Genomic DNA, 24,684 nt, shown 5'->3' with positions numbered 1-24,684 from the left:
GTTCCAGATGCACTATCGCCATCCGCATATCGGCCTTGCCTTCGACATGCCGGACGAATGGGAACTGGATGACGCAGACATGTCGCGCGCGGGTTTCATGCTTGCCATGCGCCTGGGCGAAACGCGCCTGATGCTCCAGATACAACCATCGCAGGGCAGCGCGCCGGTGCGACTGGCCGCCATGCAGCAGCAGCTGGAAGCCGCGCGCGCGGCCTACATCGGCCCCTGCCCCGCGCCGCAATTCGGCAGGTCGCGCGATATCGTGGCGCTGCGGTTTTTCATCGCCGGCAGCCAGCAGCGCTGGCTGTCGATCAGCCATGAAGGCCACGACTACACGATCAGCCATAGCGACGACTGGCAGGACGTCGCCGCGGCGGTCGACCGGATGTGCGCGTCGTTCATATTCCCGCCGGCGGATCGCCTGCGCCACGCGCTGCGCGTCACGCATGGCGCGTCCCCGCGCACGGCTGCGCCGGCCATGCCGTATCAGCCCCGGCACCGCGACCCCGCCATGTGGACCGGATGGCTGCAGCGCGTCGGCGAGCGGCTGCGTCGCGCCCATACGACCCGGACTCAGGGATAACCGCAGTACGCCCGGCGTCCCGATTGCGACGATTTGCGACCTCTTCGGTGTTATAAGAAACGCGCTTGCTCCACACCTGCCGCAAGGTCCACACATACAGGCAGAGGCGAGGCACGCACATAAACATCTGATCGTGGACATTGCCCGGGATCGGGCGCGTCTCCGCGGCCAGTACATAAACGACACGGAGACAGCACCATGAAGTTCCTCACTTCCATCGCGGTGGTCTTATCGGGCCTGACATTGGCCGCCGGTTGCGCGCGGGCGCAAGGTTCCGGCACGGCCAACTATCCGGACCATCCGATCAAACTGGTCGTGGGCTATGCGCCCGGAGGCGGCAACGACGTCGCGGCGCGGCTGATCGCCAAGGAGCTCAGTCCCATCCTGGGCCAGACCATCGTGGTGGAAAACCGGCCTGGCGCGGGCACCAATATCGGCGCGTCATACGTGGCGCGCTCGGCGCCGGACGGCTATACGCTGACCTTGTCGTCGACCGCCCTCGCGGTGAACGTAACGCTGTATCCCAAGCTCGACTACGACGCGGTCAAGGACTTCGAGCCCATCGCGATATTCGCGGAAGCGCCCAACCTGCTGCTCGTCAATCCCAAGCTGCCGGTCAACTCGGTGGCCGAGCTGATCGCCTATGGCAAGAAGCATCCTGGCAAGCTGAACTTCTCGTCGGCGGGCAGCGGCAGCACCCAGCACCTGGCCGGGGAGCTGTTCAAGACGAAGGCAGGCATCACCGCCACGCATGTGCCTTACAAGGGATCCGCGCCATCCCTGACGGCGGTCATCAGCGGCGAGGCGGACTTCACGTTCGTGAACATCCCCAGCAGCAAGCAGCTGATCGAAAGCGGCCAGGTCAAGGCGCTCGCGATCACCAGCGCCCATCGCTTCCCCGCCGTGCCCAACATCCCCACCATGGCGGAAGCAGGCGTCCAGGGCATGGAAGTCGCCACCTGGTATTCGATCCTGGCGCCGGCTCGCACGCCCCGGCCCATTATCGACAAGCTGAACAAGGCGGTGAACCAGGCCGTCTCCAAGCCGGAATTCCGGAAGCAACTGGAAGACCTGGGCACCGCCCCCATGACGGAGTCGCCGGAATTCTTCAAGAAATTCCTGGCTGACGAGATCGATCGCTGGCGCGTGATCGTGCAGCAATCCCACGCCACGGTGAACTGACTACTTCTTGGTATTGCCGCCCAAGGCGCCCAATCCCGGTGGCGCGGCGGCGGCGCCGGATTGCGAACTGGCGCCGCTGCTGGATGACGGCGGCGGCGTATCCGAGGATTTGTTGCAGGCGGTCAGGGCGACCGCCATCATCAAGGCTGCAATCGTGGTTTTCATGGTCGAAGTCTCCTTGCAGAAAACCGCCCGCGGGCGGCGTCCCCCTCGACCTGCAAGGTATATGCCGCGCGCTTACAGTTGCCTGGAAGGCGGGGCCGCATCGATATCCAGGACCAGCGTGGGCCGGAAGCCTTCCTGTTCGCCCTTGGATGCATAACCGAGCGGGTTGGATACGATCCGGCAGCCATCCCGCACGTAGTCGACAGCGTGGTGCAGATGGCCATGCAGCCACATCCGCGCCCGCGGAATCAGTTCGTCCAGGCTATTGCAGAAGCCCGCCGTTCCCGGCGTCAGCCCATAGCGGGGATCGGCGCTGGCCAGGGTCGGGGCAAAGTGGGTCACCGCCACCGTCGGGCCATCGAAGGGTTCGGCCAGCGCGGCCCTTAGCCAGGTTTGGCAGGCCAGCGCATGTTCGCGCAGTTCTTCCGCCATGAAAGGCTGGCCGTCCCGTGTCGTCCGCGCCTTTTCCAGGTAGAAGTTCGCCGCGCGGAACGCCTTGCCGCGCTTGTTCAGGACCTGGGTGAGCGTATCGCCCGGCTTGGCCATGGCGTCGAAATCCGTCCACAGCGTCGTACCCACCAGACGCACACCATCGATCACCCGTGTTTCACGCTCCAGCCAGGCGATGCCCAGCCGGTCGCAGACCGCGCGCAGGCGATCGTGGGCAGCGTCGAAATCATGCGCGTCGTACTCGTGGTTGCCCGGCAGGTAGACGACCGGCACGGGCCAACGGTCGCGTGGTGAAAACCGTTCCAACCCGAAATCGTCGCCGGTCAGCTTGGAACCCGCCTGGTAGGAGCCGATGTCGCCCGCCAGGATCAGCAGATCGGCCCCGGGCGCCGGCGTCGGCGTAAAGTCCGCGTTCGTTTCCAGGTGCAGGTCGGAGAGCAGTTGGATCTTCATGCGACTAGCGTACCGCATGGTGCGCGAACACCATCCGCCGGCGCCGCGCAGCCGGCACGCGGACGGTCTGCCCCGCCTAGGCGCGCCGCATGACCGGCAAGCGGAAGCCGCCGTGCAGGCGCTGCGTCAACGTCAGCAGCAACAGCAGGTTCAGCACGTTCGCCGCCAGGCCCAGCGTAAAGGCGGGGTCGTAGCTGCCGTAGCGGTCGTACAGGAACCCCGCCACCCAGCCCCCGGTGGCCATGCCGGATCCGGTCATCAGCAGCATCGTAGGCACGCGCCAATACGCTTCCCGCGGCGGGAATATCGCGCGGACGGACAGCACGTAGGCCGGGATCAAGGCGCTGAATCCCAGGCCGTAGACGAGCGAAACGGTAAACAGCCCGAATTGCTGGGTCACGTACAGATAGCCCGACACGGACACCATCTGCATCACGGAACTGATCAGGGCCGTGCGCACGCCGCCTATCCTGTCGGAGATCAGTCCCCAGGCCTGGCGGCTCAGGAAAGCCACCGCCAGCAACATCGACAGCATGGCCGCGCCCACCGTGGCCGGCAGGCCGCGATCGGTGCACAGTGCAACCAGATGGCCCTGTGGCATGGCCATGGGCACGCAGCACAGGAAGCCCGCGGCGCCCAGCAGCACGAACACCGTGTTGGGCCGCATGCCGGCGATCCGGCCGGCGTGCCCCACCGAGGCCGGTCCGGCCGCGGCGCCAGGCGCCGGCGGCGGCCGCAGGAAGATCAACGCCAGCGTCGTCACCAGCGCCACCTGGACCAGCCCGTAGCCGATCATGGCGGCACGCCAGCCGTAGCGATCGATGACGGATTCGAAGATCACCGGCCATACGATGCCGGCGACGTAATTGCCGCTGGACAGCAGGGCAAGCGCGGAGCCGCGCCGCCGCTCGAACCAATGGCTTACGTACACGTAGAGCGGCGCATTCAGGCCGGCCAGGCCCAGCAGGCCGATGAACAGGCCGTGGCCCAGGTACAAGGCCCAGGATTCGCCGATGGTCGAGATCGCCAGCCCGGTGAAGACCGACAGCGAGCCGCCTATCACCGTCCAGCGCACACCGAATCGATGCGCCACCCGACCCATGACGATGCCACCCACCGCGGACCCCAGCCACGCGAGCGAACTGCCCAACGCAGGCACCGACCGCGCGCCGCCCATATCGGCCGCGATGGCCTTCAGGCCCACCACGGAAATCAAGGGCCCGCCGAAGGACATGCCCAGGCAGATCAGCGCCATGGTGGCCACGATCCACGATCGGCGCGAGTCCAGCAGTCCGTCGGACTGCGAGCCGCCACTGGCCATGACTGCTTCCGGCGCGGTCTTCGACCGGCCGGTCTGGGGCTGTTGCCGCCCCTGGTCTTGTGTCTCCATGGACGCGACTATAAAGCAAGCCCTCGGGTCCGAAACTTGCTGACGACGAACCCTTCATTCCGCCGCTCCCGCGGACACCGCGTATCGTCCGCGACAGGGCCGCCATGACGACAAAAACGACGCGTCGTGAATGCTATCCTAGCGCCCTGCCATCCCGGCACCGAGTCACCCACCGCAACGGAGCGATCTGGTGTCGCAAGAAGAATCGCAAGCCCCCTCCACGCAGACGGATCTGGACCGCTGCGCCCAGGAACCCATACGTATTCCCGGCGCCGTGCAGCCTTACGCTGCCCTCCTGCTCCTGTCGGCCGACACCCTGGAAGTACTCACCCGCAGCACCAATGTCGTGGACATCCTCGGCACGGACGTGCCGCCTGGGCAACCCTTGCACCAGGTCATCAATAAAACTGCCCTGAACGAACTCATGCAGGCCTTGCAGACGTGGAAAGGCGATGAAGATGCCACCCTGTCGGCCGCGATGTACCTCGGCGATCGCTGCATCCACGTTTCCGGGGCACGCACGCCGCAAGGCCTGCTGGTGGAATTGGAGCCCGACAGGATCGAACAGGGCGTTACCCTGGACGCACTGTATCCGCGCCTGCGCACGCTGCTGGACGAAATCCAGCCGGCCGGGCGGCCCGAACTGATCCTGCAGCGCGCCGTCGAGGAAGTGCGGCGGCTGACCGGCTTCGACCGCGCCCTGGCCTACCGTTTCGATAGCGACGGCCACGGCACCGTGGTGGCGGAAGACGGCAACGGCACCCTGCCCTCCTATCTGGGCCATCGCTTCCCGGCCTCGGATATTCCTCCGCAAGCCCGCGCGCTTTATTGCCAGAACCGCGTGCGCCTGATTCCCGACGCCAACTACCAGCCCGTCGCGCTGGAACCGGCCCTGCTGGGGCCCGCGCGGGAGCCGATCGACCTGACCGCGGCCAATTGGCGCAGCGTCTCGCCCGTCCACCTGGAATACATGCGCAACATGGGCACCGGTTCGTCGATGTCCGTGTCGGTGGTCATCGACGGCGACCTGTGGGGCCTGATCTCCTGCCACAGCGAGCAAGCCCGCCTGGTGGGGCCGCAGATCCGCGCGGCCTGCGAATTCCTGGGCCGCATCGTGGCGCATCACATCAGTTCGCATGAACGCATCGCCGAACACGCGCACCGCATCGAACTCAAGAAAATCGAGATCGAGCTGGTCGAGCTCCTGTCCCGCACGGACACCCTGCTGGACGGCTATCTCGAACGTTCGCCGGCCTGGACCCGATTGCTGGGCGCTCATGGCGCGGCCCTGGTGTGGCAGGACGAGGTCCACACCATGGGCAATACGCCATCCAGGGCGCAGATCCTGAAAATCGCCGACTGGCTGCACGCCAACGATGTCGAGCAGTTCTATCACACGGACCGCCTGCCGCTGGTCTGGCCGGAGGCCGCCGAGTTCGCGGAAGTCGCCAGCGGCCTGGCGGCCGCCTCGATCTCCAGCCTGCGCGCCGGCTACCTGATGTGGTTCCGCCCGGAAGTCATACGCACCGTGCAGTGGCGCGGCGATCCCCACAAACCGGTGGACCCGGCCTCGGGGCGGCTGCATCCACGCAAGTCCTTCGAGCTGTGGCAGGAAGAATTGCGCGGACGCGCGACGCCCTGGCGACAGTCCGAAATCGACGCGCTGTCGGATTTCCGGACCGTGGTGGTCAACCTCATCCTGAAGCGGGCGGAAGAACGCGCCGAACTCAGCGAACAACTGGAACGCAGCAACGTCGAACTGGAATCCTTTTCCTATTCGGTGTCGCATGACCTGCGGGCGCCCTTCCGCCATATCGCCGGCTTCGCCGAACTGCTGAAACAGCGCGAGACCGGCCTGGACGCCACCTCCAGCCGCTACATCGAAAACATCATGCGCGCCGCCGTCATGGCCGGCAGGCTGGTGGACGACCTGTTGCGCTTCTCGCACCTGGGCCGGGCGGCCTTGAACAGCTCCGAGCTGAACATGAATAAGCTGGTGGCGGAAGTCCGCCAAGCGGTTGAATTGACGCTGCCGGACAGGAAAGTACAGTGGCGCATCGCCGACCTGCCCAAGTCCTGGGGCGACCCGCAATACATCCGCCAGGTCTGGTACAACCTGCTGGAAAACGCGGTCAAATACTCGGGCCACCAGCCCGAATCCATCGTCACGGTCGGTGGACAGAATTGCGGTACATTCACCCTATTCACCGTTGCCGACAACGGGGTAGGTTTCGACATGGCATACGCCGGCAAGCTCTTCGGAGTCTTTCAGCGTTTGCACAGGTTGGAAGACTTCGACGGCACCGGCATCGGGTTGGCCCTGTGCAAACGCATCATCGAAAAGCATGGCGGTTGGATCAAGGGTGAAGGCGTCGTCGACCAGGGCGCAAAATTTTCCTTCGCGTTGCCCAATCCGTGAACGTGTAGGGCTTTAGAAAATAGAAATGAACGATCTGCGGCCTATCCTGCTGGTAGAAGACAATCCCAACGATATCGAGCTGACGCTGACCGCGCTCAGGCAGTGCAACATCGCCAATGAGGTGGTCGTGCTGCGCGACGGCGCCGAGGCCCTCGATTACGTATATCGCCGGGGCACCCATGCCAGCCGCCCCTTGGGCGACCCCTCGGTCATCCTGCTCGACCTGAAGCTGCCCAAGGTGGATGGACTGGAAGTACTGGAACGCATCAAGTCGGACAACGACCACAAGCAGATTCCCATCGTGATGCTGACCTCGTCCAGGGAAGAAAAAGACCTGGTGCACAGCTACCAGTCAGGCGTCAATTCCTTCGTCGTCAAGCCGGTCGAATTCTCGGAGTTCTTCGAGGCGATCCGCAATCTCGGCATGTTCTGGGCCATCCTGAATCAACCGCCTCCGCCGCGCAGCAGCGGCAGATCGCGCGCCGACGGCCGGGAACTGCCTTGATCCTGCTGCTTGAGGACAACGACCTGGACGCCGAGTTGATGATGCATCATCTGGCGGACTCGTTGCGCGACATGCCCCTGCGGCGGGTGCACGACAGGCGGACATACGCCCAGGCCCTGGAAGAAGGCGGAATCTCGCTGGTCATCTCCGATTTCTCGCTGCCGGACATCGACGGCTGGGAAGCCTTGTCCATGGCGGCGCGCAAGCTGCCGGAAGTGCCCTTCATTTTCGTGTCCGGCGTCATCGGCGAGGACCTGGCGGTCAAGGCGCTGAAGACCGGCGCAACGGACTACGTGCTCAAGCAGCGGCTGGACAGGCTGGGCGGCGCCGCGCGCCGTGCCCTGTCCGAAGCCGAGGACCGGCGCGAACGGCGTCGTGTCGAAGTCGCGCTGCGCGATAGCGAAGTGCGCTTCCGCGCGCTGTCGGACTCCGCGCCCGCCCTCATCTGGGAATCGAACGCCACCGGCAAGGTGGTCTTTGTCAACCGGCACTACGAAGTCATGTTCGGCCTGCCTTCCAGCGAACTGCTGGGCCAGGGCTGGTACCGCGTCGTGTACGAGCCGGACATGCCCGCGCTGACCAAGGCTTTCGACGAAGCCGTGCGCGAACAGAAGCCCCTGCAGCTGGAGCTGCGCGTGATCGATGCGCAGCGGCGGCTGCGCTGGCTCGATTGCCGCGGGGTTCCGCGCTTCGATGGCATGGGACGCTTCCTGGGCCTCACCGGCACCAACGTCGACGTGACGGACGCCAAGCTGGCGCGGGACGAACTGGAACAGATCGTGCAGACCCGCACGGCCGAACTGCTGCGCACCAACGAACGCCTGCTGCTGGAAATGCGCCAGCGGGCCGATGCGGATGCGGCGCGGGCCCAGGCCGAGGAACAGTTGCGCCAGGCCCAGAAAATGGAAGCCTTCGGCCAGTTGACGGGCGGCGTCGCGCACGACTTCAACAACTTCCTGACGGTCATCCTGGGCAATCTGGAAACGCTCGAGCGGCAGTTGCTGGGAACCGCGGGCAAAGTGGACCTTCCGCGCGTCGAAACCGCGCTCAGCCACGCCAAGCAGGGCGCGCAACGCGCGGCCGTGCTGACGCAGCGCCTGCTGGCATTCGCCCGGCGCCAACCGCTGCAGCCCAGCAGCGTCAACGTCAACGAGCTGATCGCCGCGACGGCGGAAATGCTGACCCGCATGCTGGGCGAAGAAGTCGACCTGCGCAACGACCTGCAAGGCGATATCTGGCCCGCGCACATCGATCCGCACATGCTGGAAAGCGCGCTGCTGAACCTGGCGGTGAATGCGCGCGACGCCATGCCGGACGGCGGCCAGATCGTCATTCGAACCCGCAATACCGAGCTGGACCAAAGCACGCCCGGCCTGGACGCCGAGCCCGGCGACTACGTGCGTATCAGCGTGTCGGATACCGGCATGGGCATACCCGAAGACCTGATCGAAAAGGTGTTCGAACCCTTCTTCACCACCAAGGATATCGGCGTCGGCACCGGCCTGGGACTGAGCCAGGTCTACGGCTTCGTCAAGCAATCGGGCGGCTATGTCGCGATCGACAGCGCCGTCGGCGTCGGCACCACCGTCCATATCTACCTGCCGCGCCAGGTCGGCGCGCAGGTCAGCGCCGGCGAACGGGCCCACGACGACGCCCTGCCCCTGTCGACGCACGGCGAGGCCATCCTGGTCGTGGAAGACGACGACGCGGTGCGCGCGCATTCGGCCGCGGCCTTGACCGAGCTCGGGTACGAAGTGCACCAGGCCGGCGATGCCATGGCCGCCTTGGAGCGCCTGGGCGCACGCGACGATATCGCGCTGCTGTTCACGGACGTCGGCCTGCCCCGGGGCATGAACGGCCGCGACCTGGCCGAGGCCGCGCGCGCCATCCGTCCGGGCCTGCGGGTGCTGTATACGTCCGCCTACGCGGAAGGCACGCTGACCCACGACGGCAAGCTGCCGCCCGGCGTCGCGCTCATACCCAAACCTTTCACCTTCAACTCCCTGGCGCAGCGTGTGCGTGAGATTCTCGACCAGCCCCTGCCGCAGGCGCCGCAGCCGGCTCCCGCCAATGCCGCGCCGGGAGACATATCCCCATCGGGCACGGCGATCGGCGCGCGCCCTGCCCGGGTGTTGATCGTGGAAGACGACGAACTGGTGCGCGAACTGGCAACGGAAGCGCTGACGGAATTCGGCTATGAGGTCGCCGAGGCCGGCACGGCGGCGCAGGCCCTGTCGACCATGGAAAGCGCCGCCGACGTGGGCGCCGCCATCGTGGACCTGGGCCTGCCCGATATGCCGGGCAAGGAGCTCATACGCCGCCTGGCCGAACGGCATCCCGGGCTGCCCATCATCGTGGCCAGCGGCTACGGCCAGGTCGAACTGGACGCAGCCATGCCCGCCGCGACTCGCGTGGCCTTCGTGCAGAAGCCTTACGAACTGGACGGGCTGTACAAGGCGCTGAAGAACCTGGGCGTCACGCCTGCCTGATCAATGCCTTCCGGCCTGGCCCTGGCGTCGCAGCCAGTCCGCCAGGCTGTCGAAGGCGTCGCGGGCGCCGGCAACGGCCTCGTCCAGGTCCGCCTGGCTGCGCAGCGCCTCGCCCAGGAAGGCGGTGAAATCCTTCCACAAGGCACCCAGATCCGCGCCGTAGCCGTCCATGTAGTGGAACTCGCGATCCGGCCACGCCTGGCGCAGCCGCTTGGCCATCATGCGGCCACCCAGTTGCGAACCTTCGATGACGTACATGACGCCCGCGTCGTAGGCGCGCGAGCGGCCGACCGACGGCAAGCGGTCGCAGGCGGGAGCCACGGGCACTTGTTCCCCCAGGGCGCGCGCCGCCGCCAGGTCCCGGTCGATGCGCGCCGACTTGTCGCGGCGCGCCTGAGGGTGCAGCGATGCGGGCCAGTCCCTGGCCCATAGCGCGTCTTCCACCGGTCTCAGCCAGCCGCCCAGCGCGGCGATATAGGCCACGTAGTCCGCATAACCGGCATCGGCCGCGCCGATGCGCAGCGAACCGTCCAGGCGTTCGTGGCGCTCGCGCGTGGCGTCCTTGAGGGTGGCGTGCACATCCATGTAGCAATTCCTGACCGCAGTATCGACAGCGGCCATGATAGCGGACCGGCGACGATGCCTATGGTGTCCCGCCGCCGGGACGGTGGGCCCGCCCTCCGCCGCCCACTGCCCACCCCACCATGCGGCATGCGATCTGTGCCCTGCGCAGCTTGACGAATATTGGCATATGCAACTAAATTGCGGCCATGCATCGCCGCACCGGCGGCGCGAGCCGCGCATCGCATGGATGGCCGGCGTATGAGTTGGAGAACAGCATGAAGATACTGGTTGTCGGCGCGGGCGCCATCGGCGGCTACTACGGCGCGCGTCTGCTGGAAGCAGGCGCGGACGTGACCTTCCTGGTGCGGCCGCGGCGCGCGGCATTGCTGCGCGAACGTGGGCTGCGCGTGTACAGCGCGTTGGGCGATTACACCGGCTCTGTGCGCGCCGTGACCCGCGACGCCCTGACCGCGGCCTACGATCTGGTCCTGCTCAGCTGCAAGGCCTATGACCTGGACGATGCCGTCGCCGATATCGCGCCCGCCATGAGCGGGTCCGCCGCCATCCTGCCTTTTTTGAACGGCATGTCGGTATACGACTCGCTGGACCAACGCTACGGACGCGCACGGGTACTGGGCGGCGTGGCCTACATCGCCACCATGCTGGAAGCGGATGGCGCGATCCGTCATTTCGGCGCCAACGACGTGGTGCAGATCGGGGCCCGCGCGCCGGGCGCGCGCGGCGTGGCGGAGGCGGCGTACGCCTTGTTCGCCCGTTCGCCCGGCAACCGCGCGCTGGCTGGCGAGATCGATCAGGCCTTGTGGAACAAATGGGTGATGCTGGCCTCGGGCGCCTTGATGAATTGCCTGATGCGCGGGACCATCGCCGACATACTCGCGACCCAGGATGGCCGCGACCTGATGGTGCAGGCGATGCGGGAATGCAGCGCGGTCGCCGCGGCGGAAGGCCACGCACTGTCCGACGACGAAACGCAGCGCCTGGGCGCCCGCTTGCTTGACGACAAGTCGACCTGGGCGGCGTCGATGATGCGCGACATCGCCCAGCAAGCGCCCAGACTGGAAGCGGACGCCATCGTTGGCGACATGATCGTGCGCGCCGAACGCCATGGCATCGCGGTGCCGCTCGTGCGCACGGCGTATTGCGCGCTGCAGGTCTACGCCGGGCAGCGCGACACCGGCGACGTGGCGGCAAGCCTGGCGCGTTGAGAAGTTCGCCGTCGATGCGACAATGGCGGCATGGCTGCTCTCATCTGGTTTCGCACCGATCTTCGCGCACAGGACAATCCCGCCTTGGCGGCGGCACTGGAAGCGGGCCCCGCGCTCGCGCTCTTCATGCCGGCTCCCGGGCAATGGCGCATGCATGGCGATGCGCCCGCCAAGGTCGACTTCTGGCACCGCAATCTCCAGGACCTGGGCCGGCAACTGGCCGCATTGGACATCCCGCTGAAGTTCTGCGCCGTCGATGACTGGTCCCAGGCGCCAGCCGCCCTGGCCTCCTTCTGCCAACGGCACGATATACGCGCCGTGCACGCCAATGCCGAATGGGGCGTGAACGAGCGGCGGCGCGACGCCGGCGTCGCCGAGCGCCTGGACCGCGATGGCGTGCAGTGGAACCTGCACCACGGCGGCACGCTGCTGCGGCCCGGCACCATTACGACCGGCAAGGGCGAGTGCTACAAGGTCTTCACGCCGTATGCGAGGGTCTGCCGGGAACGGCTCACGGCCGCCCCGCCCCGTCCCGCACCGACACCCAAGGCTCAGGCGCGCATGCCGGCGCAGCCCGACGCCATCCCGCCGCTGCGGGACTGGCTGGGCGACGGCGCGGAGCCCGACGACGCCTTGCGCCGCCTGTGGCCAGCCGGCGAAGAGGCCGCCCTGCGCCGGCTCGACGATTTCGTCGATGTGTCCATCGATCGATACGTGGAGAACCGCGATCTTCCCGGCGTGGACGGCACCAGCCGCCTTTCGCCCTACCTGGCCGCCGGCGTCATTTCGCCGGGCGCCTGCCTGCGCGCCGCGCTGGCCGCCAATCATGGCGAGATGGACAGCGGCCGCGCCGGCATACGCACCTGGATCACCGAACTACTCTGGCGCGAGTTCTACCAGCACCTGCTTGCCGCGCATCCTTCGCTGTCCATGCATCGCCCCATGCGCCCGGAAACGGACGCGATTCCCTGGCGCGACTCGGATGACGATATGCGCGCCTGGCGCGATGGCCGCACCGGCTTCCCCGTCATCGATGCGGCCATGCGACAGCTCGCCGCCATGGGGTGGATGCACAATCGCCTGCGCATGATGACCGCCATGTTTCTGAGCAAGAACCTGCTGCTGGACTGGCGCAAGGGCGAAGCCTGGTTCATGGCCCACCTGATCGACGGCGAGCTGGCGTCCAATAATGGCGGCTGGCAATGGAGCGCGTCCACGGGTACCGACGCGGTGCCCTACTTCCGCGTCTTCAATCCCGAAACGCAATCGAAGAAGTTCGATCCGAACGGGCGCTTCCTGCGCCATTGGCTGCCCGAGCTGGCCGGGCTGGACGATCGCGACATCCACGCGCCTTCGGACGCCCAGCGGGCAGCTTGCGGCTATCCGGCACGCATCGTGGACCTGCGGGAAAGCCGGATGCGCGCCATCGAGACGTACGCCGGCGCGTCGAAGAAGGCCGCGCGGTAGCGAGAAGGCGGCCCGGCAGCGAAAAAGCCGCCCGGTAGCGAATCAGGCGCGGCCCGCGGCACGATGGCCGCGTCGGCCCTGCGCTTCCTTGTTCCAGAGCCGCAACAGGGTGCGCGTCTGCTCGCGCACCGTCTCTTTCACCAGCGCCGCCCGCTCGGCATTGATCTCCTGCCATCCCAATAGCGACAGCGCGCCGCGCTTGGATGTGTGGAAGATCGCCAGCTGCCCATGCAGCGTGAACACGCGCACCATGGTCTTGGTGTCGTCCACGTCCGTGCCGCTGAGGCGCGCGATCAAGGCCACGCAGACGTCACCCAAGGGCTTGCGCACCCGCTCGCGCAGAATGTCCGACGCGATGGGCGGTTCATGCCCCGCGTGCTCGCGGGCGAAGAACATCCGCTGGTCCGGGCCGCACGATGCCTGCAGCGCGCGGTCGGCCATCTGGTCCTGGATGCGTATGAATGCGTCGATCAGGACCTCCGCGTCGGCATCGGCATCCAGCGCCGCCCACGCCTCATTGATGGCCGGGTCGAAGCCGACGCGCAGGTTGTCGGCAATGTGCTCGGCGCAGGCCCGGTACAGCCCTTCCTTGCTTTCGAAGTAGTACTGCAGCGCCGGCGCGTTGACGCCCGCGTGCGCCGCGATGTCGCGCGTGGACGCCCCGTCGAAGCCCAGTTCGCCGAACCGTTCGATGGCCGCTTCGATGATGCGCAGGCGAGTCTCGTCGCCACGCGCATACCCGCTGCCTGCCGCGCGCCGGCTGCGCTTGCTGTCGTTCATGTTTGTCTCCGCAGTGTCATCCGCGGTGCGTGGGCCGCCGCCTGCATGGATCTGTCACGGACAAAATATAGCACTTGATAAATTTCTACCAAACGATAAAAATATTCCATCCGTTCAAAATTCAACGTGCCTCCACACCCACGCACCCCATGTCTGCCACCGCCGGATCGCCCGCACCTGGATCGCCCACGCCTGGATCGCCAACATTACCCGCTCAGTCCGCCCCGGGCGCGGATCCCGCCAGGCCACGGCCGCGCCGCCGTCGCGGCGTCCTGCTGGGCGTGGGCGCCGTGGCGCTCGTCGCCGCCCTTGCCTGGGGCGCGCACTGGTGGCTGGTGGGACGCTTCATCGAAAGTACCGACGATGCCTATCTGCAGGCCGACAGCGTCACCATCGCGCCCAAGGTCAGCGGCTACGTCACACAGGTCTATGTCGGCGACAACCAGGCCGTTCAGGCCGGCGACCCCCTGGTCCGCCTGGACGACCGCCAATACCGCGCCGCGCTGGACCAGGCCCAGGCCACCATCGACGCCCGGCAAGCCGACATCGACCGCGCGCAGGCGGAAATCCGCCAGCAGAACGCCAATGTCGCGCAGGCCGAGGCGCAGGAACGCGTGGCGCGCCTGAACGCCAGGCATGCGGATGACGAGGTGCGGCGCTATCGCCCCCTGGCCGCCACCGGCGCGGAAACCACCGAGCGGCTGTCCAACCTGGCCAACGAACGCGACCAGGCGGCGGCCACGCTGGCGGCCAACCAGGCAGCCGTGCAGGCCGCCCAGGCGCAGATCGCCGTCAGCACCGCGCAGATATCCCAGGCGCGCGCGCAGTTGGAGGCCGCGCAGGCCAGCGCCCGCCAGGCCAACCTGGATCTGCAGGACACCCTGGTGCGCGCGACCCTGTCCGGGAATGTCGGCGACCGCAGCGTGCGCGTGGGCCAGTATGTGCAGCCCGGCACGCGCATGATGACCGTGGTACCCGTGCAGGACGTCTACCTGGAAGCGAATTTCAAGGAAACGCAGATCGGCCGCATGCGGGCGGGCCAGGCGGTGGCGCTGCATGTCGACGCCCTGCCCGACCAGGAACTGCGCGGCGTGGTCGAGAGCTTCGCCCCCGGGACCGGCGCGCAGTTCGCCTTGCTGCCACCGGAGAACGCGACCGGCAACTTCACCAAGATCGTCCAGCGCGTACCCGTGCGTATCCGCGTGGACACGGACGCGGATACGCGCAGGCTGCTGCTGCCCGGCCTGTCGGTGACGGCCGACGTCGATACCCGGACCTCCGGGAATGCGGGCCGCGCGGGTGCCGCCGGCGCCGCGAATACCGCCGGCAACGCGAACAGCGCGGGCGCGAACGACGCCGGTCAGGTGAAGCAGCATGGCTGACGCCGCGCAACCGTCCGGCGCCGCCGAACCGCGCGCCACGGCGGCGGACTGGGTGGCCGTGGCTGGCGGCGCGCTGGGTGCATTGATGGCGACGCTGGACATCTCCATCACCAATTCGGCCCTGCCGCAGATACAGGGGTCCATCGGCGCCACCGGCACCGAAGGCACCTGGATATCCACCGGCTACCTGATGTCGGAAATCGTCATGATCCCGCTGGCGGCCTGGCTGACGCGCGTGTTCGGCCTGCGCAATTTCCTGCTGGGCAATGCCGTGCTGTTCGCCCTGTTCTCGGTCATGTGCGGCCTGTCGCACAGCCTGCCACAGATGGTCGCCGGGCGGCTGGGCCAGGGCTTCACGGGCGGCGCGATGATCCCCACCGCGCAGACCATCATCCGCACCCGGCTGCCGCGTTCGCAGATGCCGGCGGGCATGACGCTGTTCGGCCTGATCGTGCTGCTGGGCCCGCTGCTCGGGCCCGTGGTGGGCGGCTGGCTCGCCGAGAACATCAGCTGGTCCTGGTGCTTCCTGGTGAACCTGCCGGTATGCGTCGCCCTGGTGGCGCTGCTGCTGGGCGGCCTGCCCGCCGAACGCCCGCGCTGGCCGGAATTCTTCAAGGCCGACTGGCTGGGGATCGTCGGGCTGGCGATCGGCCTGAGCAGCCTGACGGTGGTGCTGGAAGAAGGCCAGCGCGAGCGTTGGTTCGATTCCCACATGATCGTCATGCTGACCATCGTGACCCTGGTGGGCTTCGTGCTGATCGGCATGTCGCAGCTGACGGCCGCCAAGCCCATCCTGCGCCTGAGCCTGCTGCGCAATCCGCACTACGCCAGCGTGATCATCATCGTGGTGGCGATCGGCGCCGGGCTGTATGGCGTCGCCTATCTGGTGCCGCAGTTCCTGAGCCTGATCGCGGGCTACAACGCGCAGCAGTCCGGCTCGGTCATGCTGCTGGCGGGGTTGCCTTCCTTCCTGATGTTGCCGCTGTTGCCACGGTTGCTGGCCAAGGTGGACTTCCGCATCCTGGTCATCGCGGGCCTGCTCATGTTTACCGGCAGTTGCCTGCTGGACATCGACCTGACGGCGCAGAGCGTGGGCCACGATTTCTATGCGTCCCAGCTGCTGCGCGGCATCGGACAGGTGCTGGCGATGTTCCCGCTGAACCAGGCGTCGATGGCGGCGGTTTCCCGCGAGGAATCCGGCGAAGCCGCCGGTCTGTACAACATGGCCCGCAATCTGGGCGGCTCGGTGGGACTGGCCTTGATCGGCATCGTCATCGATCGCCGCAACACCTTTCACGACCATATGCTGCGTGAATCGCTGACCGCCAATTCGGTGCTTGGCCAAGACCGTATCGCCGCCAACACCGCCAACTGGTTCACGCAGACCGGCGACATGGCGTACTCGCATATGCGGGCCCTGGGCCAGCTTGCCGCGCAGATACAGCAGCAGGCCGCCGTCATGACCTATTCCGAGACTTTCTACCTGCTGGCGCTGGCCCTGTTGGCCTGCGTGCCGCTGGCCCTGCTGCTGCGCACGCCGCGCGGCGCCACTACGCCCAGCGCCGGCCATTGAACCCCATGTCGAAGCACGACACCATGCGATCAAATACGCGCCCGATCCGGGCACTCGCCAGCGCCGTCCTGACCGGGCTGGCCGGGCTGACCGGGCTGACGCTGGCCGGCTGCACCGTCGGTCCAGACTACCACGGCGCGCCCGACGCCGCGCCAAACGCCCTCGCACAAGCGGCTTTCGTACGCGCGCCGCGCGACGCGGTGACGACCGGTCCCGCCGTCAGCAAATGGTGGCTGGCGCTGAACGATCCGCAATTGAATGCCCTGGTCGAGCTGGCCCTGGCGCACAACCCCGACGTGCATGCCGCGCAAGCACGGCTCAGGGCGTCGCGCGCCCAGCTGCGGCAGGCAAGCGCCGATGGCATGCCCACGGTCAGCGCATTGGGCGCGGCGGTCCGCACCCGCGCGCCCGATACGTCGGCCTTGACGCAGGGATCGCACGGCGGCAACGGCAGCGGTTCGGACAACGGCTCCGGCGGTTCGTCCGGCCGAGGCCCGGTCCAGTTCTACACGGCGGGCTTCGACGCATCATGGGAACTGGACCTGTTCGGCGGCACCCGGCGCGCCGTCGAGGCCGCGTCCGCGGAGGCCGACGCCGTCCAGGCGGATCTTGCCGACACCCAGGTGTCGCTGGCGGCCGAGGTCGCCCAAGCCTACGTCAGCCTGCGCGACCAGCAGCAAAGGTTGACGCTGGCACGCGACTCCGCCGACCTGCAACAGCGGATGCTGGACCTGACGGAACAGCGACGCGCGCGCGGCACGGCGGCCGATGTCGACGTCCAGCGCCTGTCCACTCAGGTGTCGACGACCCGTGCGACGCTGGTGCCGCTGGAAGCCCAGATCGACGAATCGCTGGACCGCCTGGCGGTGCTGACCGGCCGCGAGCCCGGCGCCCTCGACCGGGAACTGACCGCCAGCGCGCCGCTGCCCGCCCTGCCCGATCGCGTGACGGTCAGCGATCCCGCCGCGATGCTGCGGCAGCGCCCCGACATCCGCGGCGCCGAACGGCGACTGGCTTCCGCCTATGCCCAGATCGGCGAACACGTGGCCGACCTGTTCCCCAAGGTGACCCTGTTCGGCGACATCAGCTTCAGTGCGACGACCCTGGGCCATCTGGCGCGCAAGGAGAACTTCAGCTGGGTCGGCGTGCCCTATCTGCAATGGAACGTCCTGGACTTCGGCCGCACGCAAGGCGCCATCCAGGCCGCGGAAGCGTCGCGCGACGAAGCCGAAGCGCGCTACGCCCATACGGTGCTGGCCGCGCTGCAGGACGCCAACACCGCGCTGTCGCGCTATGGCCACCAGCGCGAACACCTGGTGCGGCTGCGCCAGGTACAGGACTACGCACAACGCTCGGCCGACTTGACGCGGCAGCGCTACGGCGCCGGCGTGGCCACGTTGATCGATCTGCTGGATACCGAGCGCACCGAGTTCGCCGCGCAGCAGGATGTGGTTGCCGGCCAGGCCGAACTGCTGCAGGACTACGTGTCCCTGCAGAAGAGCCTGGGACTGGGATGGCAGGCGGCGGGTTGACGCATGCCGGTGCATGGCGCCGCTACTCGGCGCTGCAACGGCGCCGCCACACAGCGCCACCGCCCACCGCGTCGCACGTCGCCGCAATAGCGCACGATTCGCGGCTCGCGTAGTATCGCAGGGCTCGGTGCCCACCTCCGCCACGCGGGCGGAGCCTGAAAGGCACCGCGTTGCCACGGACCGACAATGAAGCTTTCTTTCGACCGCGCACTGCGCCGTGTCTGCATTGCCGCCTCGCTGCTATGGCTGGCCGGCTGCGCCACCAAGCCGACCGGGACGGCGCCCACCAACCCCGACGAGATCCGCGCGGAAGTGACCCGGCGCTTGCCCGCCGGCGTCAACGACGCCGCGGGCTGGGCGCGCGACATCCAGGTGGCGCTGACCGCGCAGGATATTCCGGCCACCCCCGCCAACCAGTGCGCCGTCATCGCCGTCATCGGCCAGGAATCCAGCTTCCGCGCCGATCCCGCCGTACCGGGCTTACCGAAGATCGCGCGCGCGGAGATCGACCGGCGCGCCTCCGGCATGCATATCCCGGACATGCTGCTGAACGCCGCCCTGGGCCTGACCTCGCCCAACGGCAAGACCTACAGCCAGCGCCTGGACACGGTGCGCACCGAACGCGACCTGAGCGAGATGTACGAGGACTTCATCGGCATGGTGCCGATGGGCCGCCAGCTGTTCGGCGGGCTGAACCCGGTGCACACGGCGGGCCCCATGCAGGTCAGCGTGGACTTCGCCCACGCCCATGCGCGGGGCTATCCCTATCCGCTGGACCAGGGCGTGCGCAAGGAAGTCTTCACCCGCCGTGGCGGCGTCTACTTCGGCACCTTGCATCTGCTGGGCTACCCGGCGAACTACGACGCCGTGATCTACCGCTTCGCCGACTACAACGCCGGCTGGTACGCCAGCCGCAACGCGGCCTTCCAGAACGCGGTCAGCCGCGCCACCGGCATCGCGCTGGCGCTGGACGGCGACGTGCTGCGCGAGAACTCCGTCGAACCCGGCGAGACCGAACGCGCCTTGCGCGCGCTGCGCGGCCGCCTGGATATGAGCGAAGACGCGATCCGCCGCGACCTGCGCGCGGGCGACCGCCAGGACTTCGAAAGAACCCTGCTGTATCGGCGCGTCTTCGACATCGCCGACAAGTCCGCCGGCGCCCCGCTGCCCCGCGCGGTGCTGCCGCGCATCACCCTGCAGAGCCCGAAGATCACGCGCCAGCTCACCACCGCCTGGTTCGCCGAGCGCGTCAACACGCGCTGGAAGGATTGCATGGCGCGGGATACCTGAGCCGAACCCCGCCCGGGCCGCGCGCGCGCCCGCGGCCGTCCCCGGTATCGGCCGTATCGGTGGTATCGGCGGATCACTCCGCATCACTCCGGCAAGCCCGCCTTGCGCAGGCCGTCGGCAAGGATCCGCAGATCGTCCGCGCGATGTATCGGCAGCCAGCCGATCAGGTTGGAAATGCGCAGCTCCGGACCGGCCACCCGCAGTTGCTCCAGATCGCGCCGCGCCGCGGCATCCTGGCCCAGCCATGCGCGGCCGGCGGCCATCACGGCCAGCGCCAGCATGAAGCCCGGCAGGTCGCGCACCGCTTTTTCCGCCCACGCTATCGCTTCCTCGTGGCGGCCGGCAAACAGGTGCGCGATGGCCGTGCCGGCCTGCATGCGATACATCTCGGGGTCCAGCGGACTCAGCCGCATGGCGCGCGTAAAGGCGGCGACGGCGTCGTCGGTATGGCCGCGCCAAAGGCGCAGGTACGCACCCAGGAACCAGGCCGACGCCAGATTGGGATTCAGGACCAAGGCCCGGTCGATCAGGGCGATGCCGCCGTCCAGGTCGTCGGCCAGGTGCGCCAGCGCATGCCCGGCTCGCGTCAAGGCCACCGCGTCTCCCTTGCCCAGTTCGATGGCGCGGCGGGCCAGCCGCACGCCGTCGGCCAGGTCTCGCTCGGGGTCCGTCATCCAGCCGTTGACCTTGCGCCAACAATGGCACCAGGCCGCCATGGCGTGCGCCGAGGCAAAGCCGGCGTCCGCTTCCAGGGCCTGCTGGAACAGGTCCAATGCCTGGGCGATGGTTGCGCGCGTTCCCCGATGCAGCATGGCCATGCCGCGCAGGTAATAGTCGTAGGCATCCAGGCTGTCGGTGGGCTTGTGCGCGGCCCGCTCGATCTCGACCTGCTCCAGTTGCGGCGCCACCGCGCCTACCACGCTGGCACTGATGTCGTCGTACAAAGCGAAGATATCGTCCAGCACACCCTCGAAGCGTCCGGCCCAATGGTGGGCGCCGGTGGCGGCATCCACCAATTGCCCGGTGATGCGCACGCGGGGACCGGCGCGTCGGAAGCTGCCTTCCAGTACATAGCGCACGCCCAGTTCGCGGCCGACCTGTTTGACGTCCACCGCGCGGGCCTTGTAGGTGAAGCTGGAGTTGCGCGAGACCACGAACAGCCATCGATGCCGCGACAAGGCGGCGATGATGTCCTCCACGACACCGTCGGCCAGGTATTCCTGGTCGGCCAGGCCGCTCAGGTTCACGAAGGGCAGCACCGCGATGGACGGCCTGTCGGGCAAGGCGGGCATGACCGGCGCGGCATGCGCCACCCCGACGGCGGCGGTATCCGCCGTTTGCGCGGCGGGCGGCATCACGGTCTCGCGCACGTCGGCGACGAAGCGGAACCCCTTGCGCGGGACGGTCCTGATCACCCTTTGCTGCTGGCCGCTGTCGCCCACCGCCTTGCGCGCCGCGTTGATGTGGCTGGCCAAGGTCGATTCCGAAACGACGCGACCGCCCCAGACCACGTCGAGCAGGTCATCGCGCGTGACCACGCGCTGGCAGTTCCGCGCCAGGTAGACCAGCAGATCGAAAACCTGCGGCGTGGTCGCGACCACCCGGGATGCGCGATGGAGCTCCCGCCTGTCGATGTCCAGCGTGCAATCCCCGAACTCCAGCGGCATCCAGTCTCCTTTCCAAGGGAAATCCAAGGTTTCGGCAAAGTATTCCACAGCGGCCCCGCGCATAGTTCATGCAACGGCCGCCATATCGACGGCCGAACAACCACGGAGTCGCCACACCATGAAGATCGTCGTAATCGGGGCCAGCGGGCTGATTGGGTCCAATGTCGTCAAGCGCCTGCGGCTGCAAGGCCACGAGGTGGTGGCCGCGTCGCTCAGTACCGGGGTAAACCTGCTGACCGGCGCGGGCCTCGCTGCCGCGATCCAGGGCGCGGATACCGTGGTGGACGTCTCCAATTCGCCCTCCTTCGAGGACCAGGCCGTCATGGATTTCTTCCAGACGGCGGGCCGCAACCTGCTCGCCGCGGAAGCCGCCGCCGGCGTCCGGCACCACGTCGCCCTGTCGGTGGTGGGCGCGGATCGCCTGCCGGATAACGGCTACATGCGCGCCAAGGTGGCGCAGGAAGCCTTGATCAAGGACTCGGGCATCCCCTACACCATCCTGCGTTCCACCCAGTTCTTCGAATTCGTCGACGGCATCATCAAGTCCAGCGGCGGCGACGACACCGTGCACCTGTCGCCTGCCCTGCTGCAGCCGGTGGCTTCCGACGACACCTCGGCGCGACTCGCCGAAGTCGCCGCGATGCCGCCGGCCAACGGCATGCTGGAAGTGGCCGGCCCCGACCTGATCCCGCTGGACGAACTGGCCCGCCTGTACCTCGCGGCGCGCCAGGACGCCACGCGCCGGATCGTCGCCGACGCGCGCGCCCGCTATTTCGGCTCCGTGCTGGACGACCGCTCGCTGACCGCCGGCAAGGGAGCGTACATCGGCGCCACCCGCTACCAGGATTGGCTGGCCAGCGTGGCGGGCCGGGCATGATCGTACAGATGGAGCACACCATGACACATGCCAGACTCCTCGCTTCGCTGCTGGGCCCCGATAGCCAGCACGGCAGGGAAAACCCCTTTCTCCTTATTCCTGGAAGGGGTATTTTCGCGCGAACAACCAAAGCTTCAGGCATATGCTTAGGGTAATTTCTTAGTTAGCGTTTGGACTGGTCATCCATAGAATGGTGGCGTTGTAGACCTATTTCACTTGCGCTGTGAGCTGCTCACAGCCTGGATGAAGCCACGCCACCATGCCCGTTTCAGCCTTGCAGGCCGCTCGCCCCGCCGCCGCCAGCTCAGAAGTGAGTTCCGGCGACGACGCCTATGCGCGCATCCGGCGCGACGTCTTGTCGTGCCGGCTGGCGCCGGGCGCCTTCGTGACCGAGCCTGAACTGATGCAGGCCTACGACATCCGCAAGACGAGTTGCCGCATCGCGCTGGTCCGCCTGGCGCAGGAAGGCTTCGTCCGCTCCAAGCCTCGCAAGGGCTATCAGATTTCCCCCATCACGCTGCGCGACGTCGAAGAAGTGTTCACGCTGCGCGTGCAGGTCGAACCGCTGGCGGCGCGCCTGGCCGCGGGACGCGTCGACGTCGAGCAGCTGCGCCGCCTGGAAGCCGCATGCCGCGTCCAGCACCCGGTCCTGCAGTTGAGCGACCAGATCGATGCCTTCATGGACGCCAACAAGGCTTTCCACCTGGCCATCGCGGCCGCCTGCGGCAACGATCGGCTGTACAAGCTGCTCAGCCAGTTGATGGACGAGATGTCGCGTCTGGTGGCGCTGGGCTTCGGCGTGCAGCGCACCAAGCCGGAAATCAAGCACGACCACAACGCCATGATCGATGCGCTGGCCGAAGGCGACGGCAAGCGGGCCGAGACCATCGCGCGACGCCATATCGAAACCTTCCAGGTCATGACCCTGGAAAAACTCTATGCCAGCCTCACGCAGACCGGGGCGATCATCCCCGTTCCGGCGGCGCTGAACGGGAGCGCGCGATGAGCGGCAACGCCTTGGATGTACGGCACCTGTCCAAGCACTTCGGCGCGCTGGAAGTACTGCGCGACATCTCCTTCAGCGTCGGCCAGGGCGAGATCGTCGCCCTGCTCGGTCCTTCGGGCTGCGGCAAAAGCACTCTCCTGAACATGGTTGCCGGCCTGGAGTCCTACGATGGCGGCGACATCCTGCTGGGCGGCCAGCCGCAGGCGTCCTACGGCGAATGGCGGCGCATGGCCTACCTGTTCCAGGAAGACCGCCTGCTGCCCTGGCGCAGCGTGCGCGACAACGTCGGCTTCGGGCTGGAAGCCACGCATGTGGCCAAGGCCGAGCGGCATCGTCGTGCCGATGCCGTGCTGGACCTGGTCGGCCTGGCGGGCTTCGCCGATGCCTGGCCGCACCAGTTGTCCGGCGGCATGCGCAGCCGCGTCGCGCTGGCGCGCAGCCTGGTGGTGGAGCCCAACGTCCTGCTGATGGACGAACCGTTTTCCAAGCTGGATCCGCAGACGCGCACGCAGATGCACCACGAAGTGCTGCGCATCCATGGCATCAAGAATATGACCGTGCTGTTCGTCACGCATGACGTCGAAGAGGCCGTGATCCTGGCGGACCGCATCGTGCTGATGGCGCCTCGGCCGGGCCGCATCCGCGAGATCGATCCCGTCGCGCTGGCGCGGCCGCGCCACCCCACGGATCGCGACGTCGCCGAACAGACGCGCCAATTGCGCATGAAGGTACAGGAATGAGCGACGGAAGCAAGGGCAGTACCGACAGCACCGCCGTGCGCGGCGTCGCGGCCGGCAACGGCCTGAGCGCGAGCGCGACGGACATCGGCGCATCCACGATCAGCCTGTCGCGTACCAATGGCGCGGACAGGCCCTGGCGGCGCCTGGGGTGGCTGTTCGCGCAGCGCGCCGCGCTGGCCATCGTATTCCTGCTGCTGTGGACGATGGCCGCGTCGCACGTTCCCGCTTTCGTGCTGCCCGGCCCGGAAAAAGTCCTGCAGGCGCTGGTCAACCTGGCGCAATCCGCCACGTTCGCGCACGACGTGCTGACCACGCTCACCCGCATCGTCATCGGCTTCGCGCTGGCCACCGTGGTGGGCACGCCGCTGGGGCTGGCGTTGGGCTCCAGCCGCGTGCTGGCGACCTTCTTCGATCCGCTGCTGGCCGTAATGAATACCGTGTCGTCGGCGATCTGGGCGGTCTTCGCCATCATCTGGTTCGGCATCTCCAACGCCACCACCATCTTCGTGGTGTTCATGACGGCCATGCCGCTGATCCTCACCAATGTCTGGCAAGGCTCGCAGAACGTCGATAAGCTGCACGTGGACCTGGCGCGCAGCTTCCGCATGTCGCGGGCACAGATCCTGCGCAAAATCTACCTTCCCACCATCCTGCCCTACTTCTTTTCGGGTGCCAGGCTGGCGTTCGGTTTCGGCTGGCGGGTCTCGCTGGTGGCCGAAACGCTGGGCTCCTCCGACGGCATCGGTTACCGCCTGCGCCAGGCGGCCGATCTGGTGCAGACCGACCAGGTGTTTGCCTGGACGCTGCTGCTGGTGGTGCTGATGCTGATCTTCGAAGGCGGATTGCTGAAGCCGCTGGAACGCCGGCTCTTCCGCTGGAAGCCGCTCTGACGAATTCCCCACGACCCTCCCACCGACCCAACCCGCCGACACACTGGAGCCACA

General features: G+C 67.4%; 21 protein-coding genes. 15 read left to right on the top strand and 6 right to left on the bottom strand.

The window, feature by feature from the left end; all coding sequences use genetic code 11:
- Positions 1-7: 7 nt before the first annotated feature.
- Positions 8-583, top strand: a complete 576-nt coding sequence (locus tag CAL12_RS13085) for a hypothetical protein (protein WP_157792973.1) — start codon at positions 8-10, stop codon at positions 581-583.
- Positions 584-781: 198 nt separating this feature from the next.
- Positions 782-1,765: a tripartite tricarboxylate transporter substrate binding protein gene (locus tag CAL12_RS13080; RefSeq protein ID WP_086064837.1), complete on the top strand. Its 984-nt coding sequence runs from the start codon at positions 782-784 to the stop codon at positions 1,763-1,765.
- Here CAL12_RS13080 and CAL12_RS28070 read toward each other — a convergent pair whose 3' ends face one another.
- The 3 genes from CAL12_RS28070 to CAL12_RS13070 all read right to left on the bottom strand — a co-directional run bounded on the left by CAL12_RS28070 (position 1,766) and on the right by CAL12_RS13070 (position 4,223).
- Complete coding sequence (locus CAL12_RS28070) at positions 1,766-1,930, bottom strand: hypothetical protein (protein ID WP_157792972.1); 165 nt, start codon at positions 1,928-1,930, stop codon at positions 1,766-1,768. It lies immediately after the preceding gene.
- 72 nt (positions 1,931-2,002) lie between these two features.
- Positions 2,003-2,833 (bottom strand): metallophosphoesterase, encoded by an 831-nt coding sequence (locus CAL12_RS13075; RefSeq protein WP_086064836.1) that lies wholly within the window; start codon positions 2,831-2,833, stop codon positions 2,003-2,005.
- Between the two features lie 76 nt (positions 2,834-2,909).
- Positions 2,910-4,223, bottom strand: a complete 1,314-nt coding sequence (locus CAL12_RS13070) for an MFS transporter (protein ID WP_086064835.1) — start codon at positions 4,221-4,223, stop codon at positions 2,910-2,912.
- Positions 4,224-4,413: 190 nt separating this feature from the next.
- On the opposite strand from CAL12_RS13070, the gene CAL12_RS13065 reads away from it, so the two are divergent.
- The 3 genes from CAL12_RS13065 to CAL12_RS13055 are packed head-to-tail and all read left to right on the top strand — an operon-like array spanning position 4,414 to position 9,636.
- Positions 4,414-6,642 (top strand): ATP-binding protein, encoded by a 2,229-nt coding sequence (locus CAL12_RS13065; protein ID WP_086064834.1) that lies wholly within the window; start codon positions 4,414-4,416, stop codon positions 6,640-6,642.
- A gap of 25 nt (positions 6,643-6,667) precedes the next feature.
- Positions 6,668-7,147, top strand: coding sequence for a response regulator (locus CAL12_RS13060; RefSeq protein WP_086064833.1), 480 nt, complete (start codon positions 6,668-6,670; stop codon positions 7,145-7,147).
- Entirely contained in the window at positions 7,144-9,636 is a 2,493-nt protein-coding gene (locus CAL12_RS13055; RefSeq protein ID WP_086064832.1) for a response regulator, read from the top strand. The genes CAL12_RS13060 and CAL12_RS13055 overlap by 4 nt, the downstream gene beginning before the upstream one ends.
- Here the strand turns inward: CAL12_RS13055 and CAL12_RS13050 are convergent, their stop codons facing one another.
- Entirely contained in the window at positions 9,637-10,221 is a 585-nt protein-coding gene (locus tag CAL12_RS13050; RefSeq protein WP_086064831.1) for a biliverdin-producing heme oxygenase, read from the bottom strand.
- A 254-nt stretch (positions 10,222-10,475) separates the two neighbouring features.
- Here CAL12_RS13050 and CAL12_RS13045 point away from each other — a divergent pair, with 254 nt between their 5' ends.
- Positions 10,476-11,426 (top strand): 2-dehydropantoate 2-reductase, encoded by a 951-nt coding sequence (locus CAL12_RS13045; protein ID WP_086064830.1) that lies wholly within the window; start codon positions 10,476-10,478, stop codon positions 11,424-11,426.
- 30 nt (positions 11,427-11,456) lie between these two features.
- Positions 11,457-12,893, top strand: coding sequence for a deoxyribodipyrimidine photo-lyase (gene phrB / locus CAL12_RS13040; protein WP_086064829.1), 1,437 nt, complete (start codon positions 11,457-11,459; stop codon positions 12,891-12,893).
- Positions 12,894-12,935: 42 nt separating this feature from the next.
- Here phrB and CAL12_RS13035 read toward each other — a convergent pair whose 3' ends face one another.
- Positions 12,936-13,673 carry a CerR family C-terminal domain-containing protein gene (locus CAL12_RS13035; protein ID WP_086064828.1) on the bottom strand — a complete coding sequence of 246 codons (738 nt, stop codon included), beginning with the start codon at positions 13,671-13,673 and terminating at the stop codon, positions 12,936-12,938.
- Positions 13,674-13,822: 149 nt separating this feature from the next.
- Here CAL12_RS13035 and CAL12_RS13030 point away from each other — a divergent pair, with 149 nt between their 5' ends.
- From CAL12_RS13030 to CAL12_RS13015, 4 genes are all read left to right on the top strand, one after another.
- On the top strand, positions 13,823-15,055 hold the full coding sequence (locus tag CAL12_RS13030; protein ID WP_086064827.1) for an HlyD family secretion protein: 1,233 nt from the start codon (positions 13,823-13,825) through the stop codon (positions 15,053-15,055).
- Positions 15,048-16,628, top strand: coding sequence for an MDR family MFS transporter (locus tag CAL12_RS13025; RefSeq protein WP_086064826.1), 1,581 nt, complete (start codon positions 15,048-15,050; stop codon positions 16,626-16,628). The genes CAL12_RS13030 and CAL12_RS13025 overlap by 8 nt, the downstream gene beginning before the upstream one ends.
- Positions 16,629-16,633: 5 nt before the next feature.
- Positions 16,634-18,160: an efflux transporter outer membrane subunit gene (locus CAL12_RS13020; RefSeq protein WP_232464794.1), complete on the top strand. Its 1,527-nt coding sequence runs from the start codon at positions 16,634-16,636 to the stop codon at positions 18,158-18,160.
- A 186-nt stretch (positions 18,161-18,346) separates the two neighbouring features.
- Entirely contained in the window at positions 18,347-19,450 is a 1,104-nt protein-coding gene (locus tag CAL12_RS13015; RefSeq protein WP_086064825.1) for a DUF1615 domain-containing protein, read from the top strand.
- 83 nt (positions 19,451-19,533) lie between these two features.
- Here the strand turns inward: CAL12_RS13015 and CAL12_RS13010 are convergent, their stop codons facing one another.
- The gene (locus CAL12_RS13010) at positions 19,534-21,117 is read right to left on the bottom strand and encodes a winged helix-turn-helix domain-containing tetratricopeptide repeat protein (protein ID WP_086064824.1); all 1,584 of its coding nucleotides are present in this window, start codon (positions 21,115-21,117) and stop codon (positions 19,534-19,536) included.
- A gap of 118 nt (positions 21,118-21,235) precedes the next feature.
- On the opposite strand from CAL12_RS13010, the gene CAL12_RS13005 reads away from it, so the two are divergent.
- The 4 genes from CAL12_RS13005 to CAL12_RS12990 all read left to right on the top strand — a co-directional run bounded on the left by CAL12_RS13005 (position 21,236) and on the right by CAL12_RS12990 (position 24,630).
- Entirely contained in the window at positions 21,236-21,994 is a 759-nt protein-coding gene (locus tag CAL12_RS13005; RefSeq protein WP_086064823.1) for an SDR family oxidoreductase, read from the top strand.
- A 259-nt stretch (positions 21,995-22,253) separates the two neighbouring features.
- Entirely contained in the window at positions 22,254-23,000 is a 747-nt protein-coding gene (locus CAL12_RS13000) for a GntR family transcriptional regulator (protein WP_086064822.1), read from the top strand.
- The gene (locus CAL12_RS12995) at positions 22,997-23,740 is read left to right on the top strand and encodes an ABC transporter ATP-binding protein (RefSeq protein WP_086064821.1); all 744 of its coding nucleotides are present in this window, start codon (positions 22,997-22,999) and stop codon (positions 23,738-23,740) included. The genes CAL12_RS13000 and CAL12_RS12995 overlap by 4 nt, the downstream gene beginning before the upstream one ends.
- Complete coding sequence (locus tag CAL12_RS12990) at positions 23,737-24,630, top strand: ABC transporter permease (protein WP_086064820.1); 894 nt, start codon at positions 23,737-23,739, stop codon at positions 24,628-24,630. Before CAL12_RS12995 ends, CAL12_RS12990 begins: the two co-directional genes overlap by 4 nt.
- Positions 24,631-24,684: the final 54 nt, after the last annotated feature.

This window comes from Bordetella genomosp. 8 (genome assembly GCF_002119685.1).
GTDB lineage: Bacteria > Pseudomonadota > Gammaproteobacteria > Burkholderiales > Burkholderiaceae_B > Bordetella_C.
This window is presented reverse-complemented; position numbering and strand designations above follow the sequence as displayed.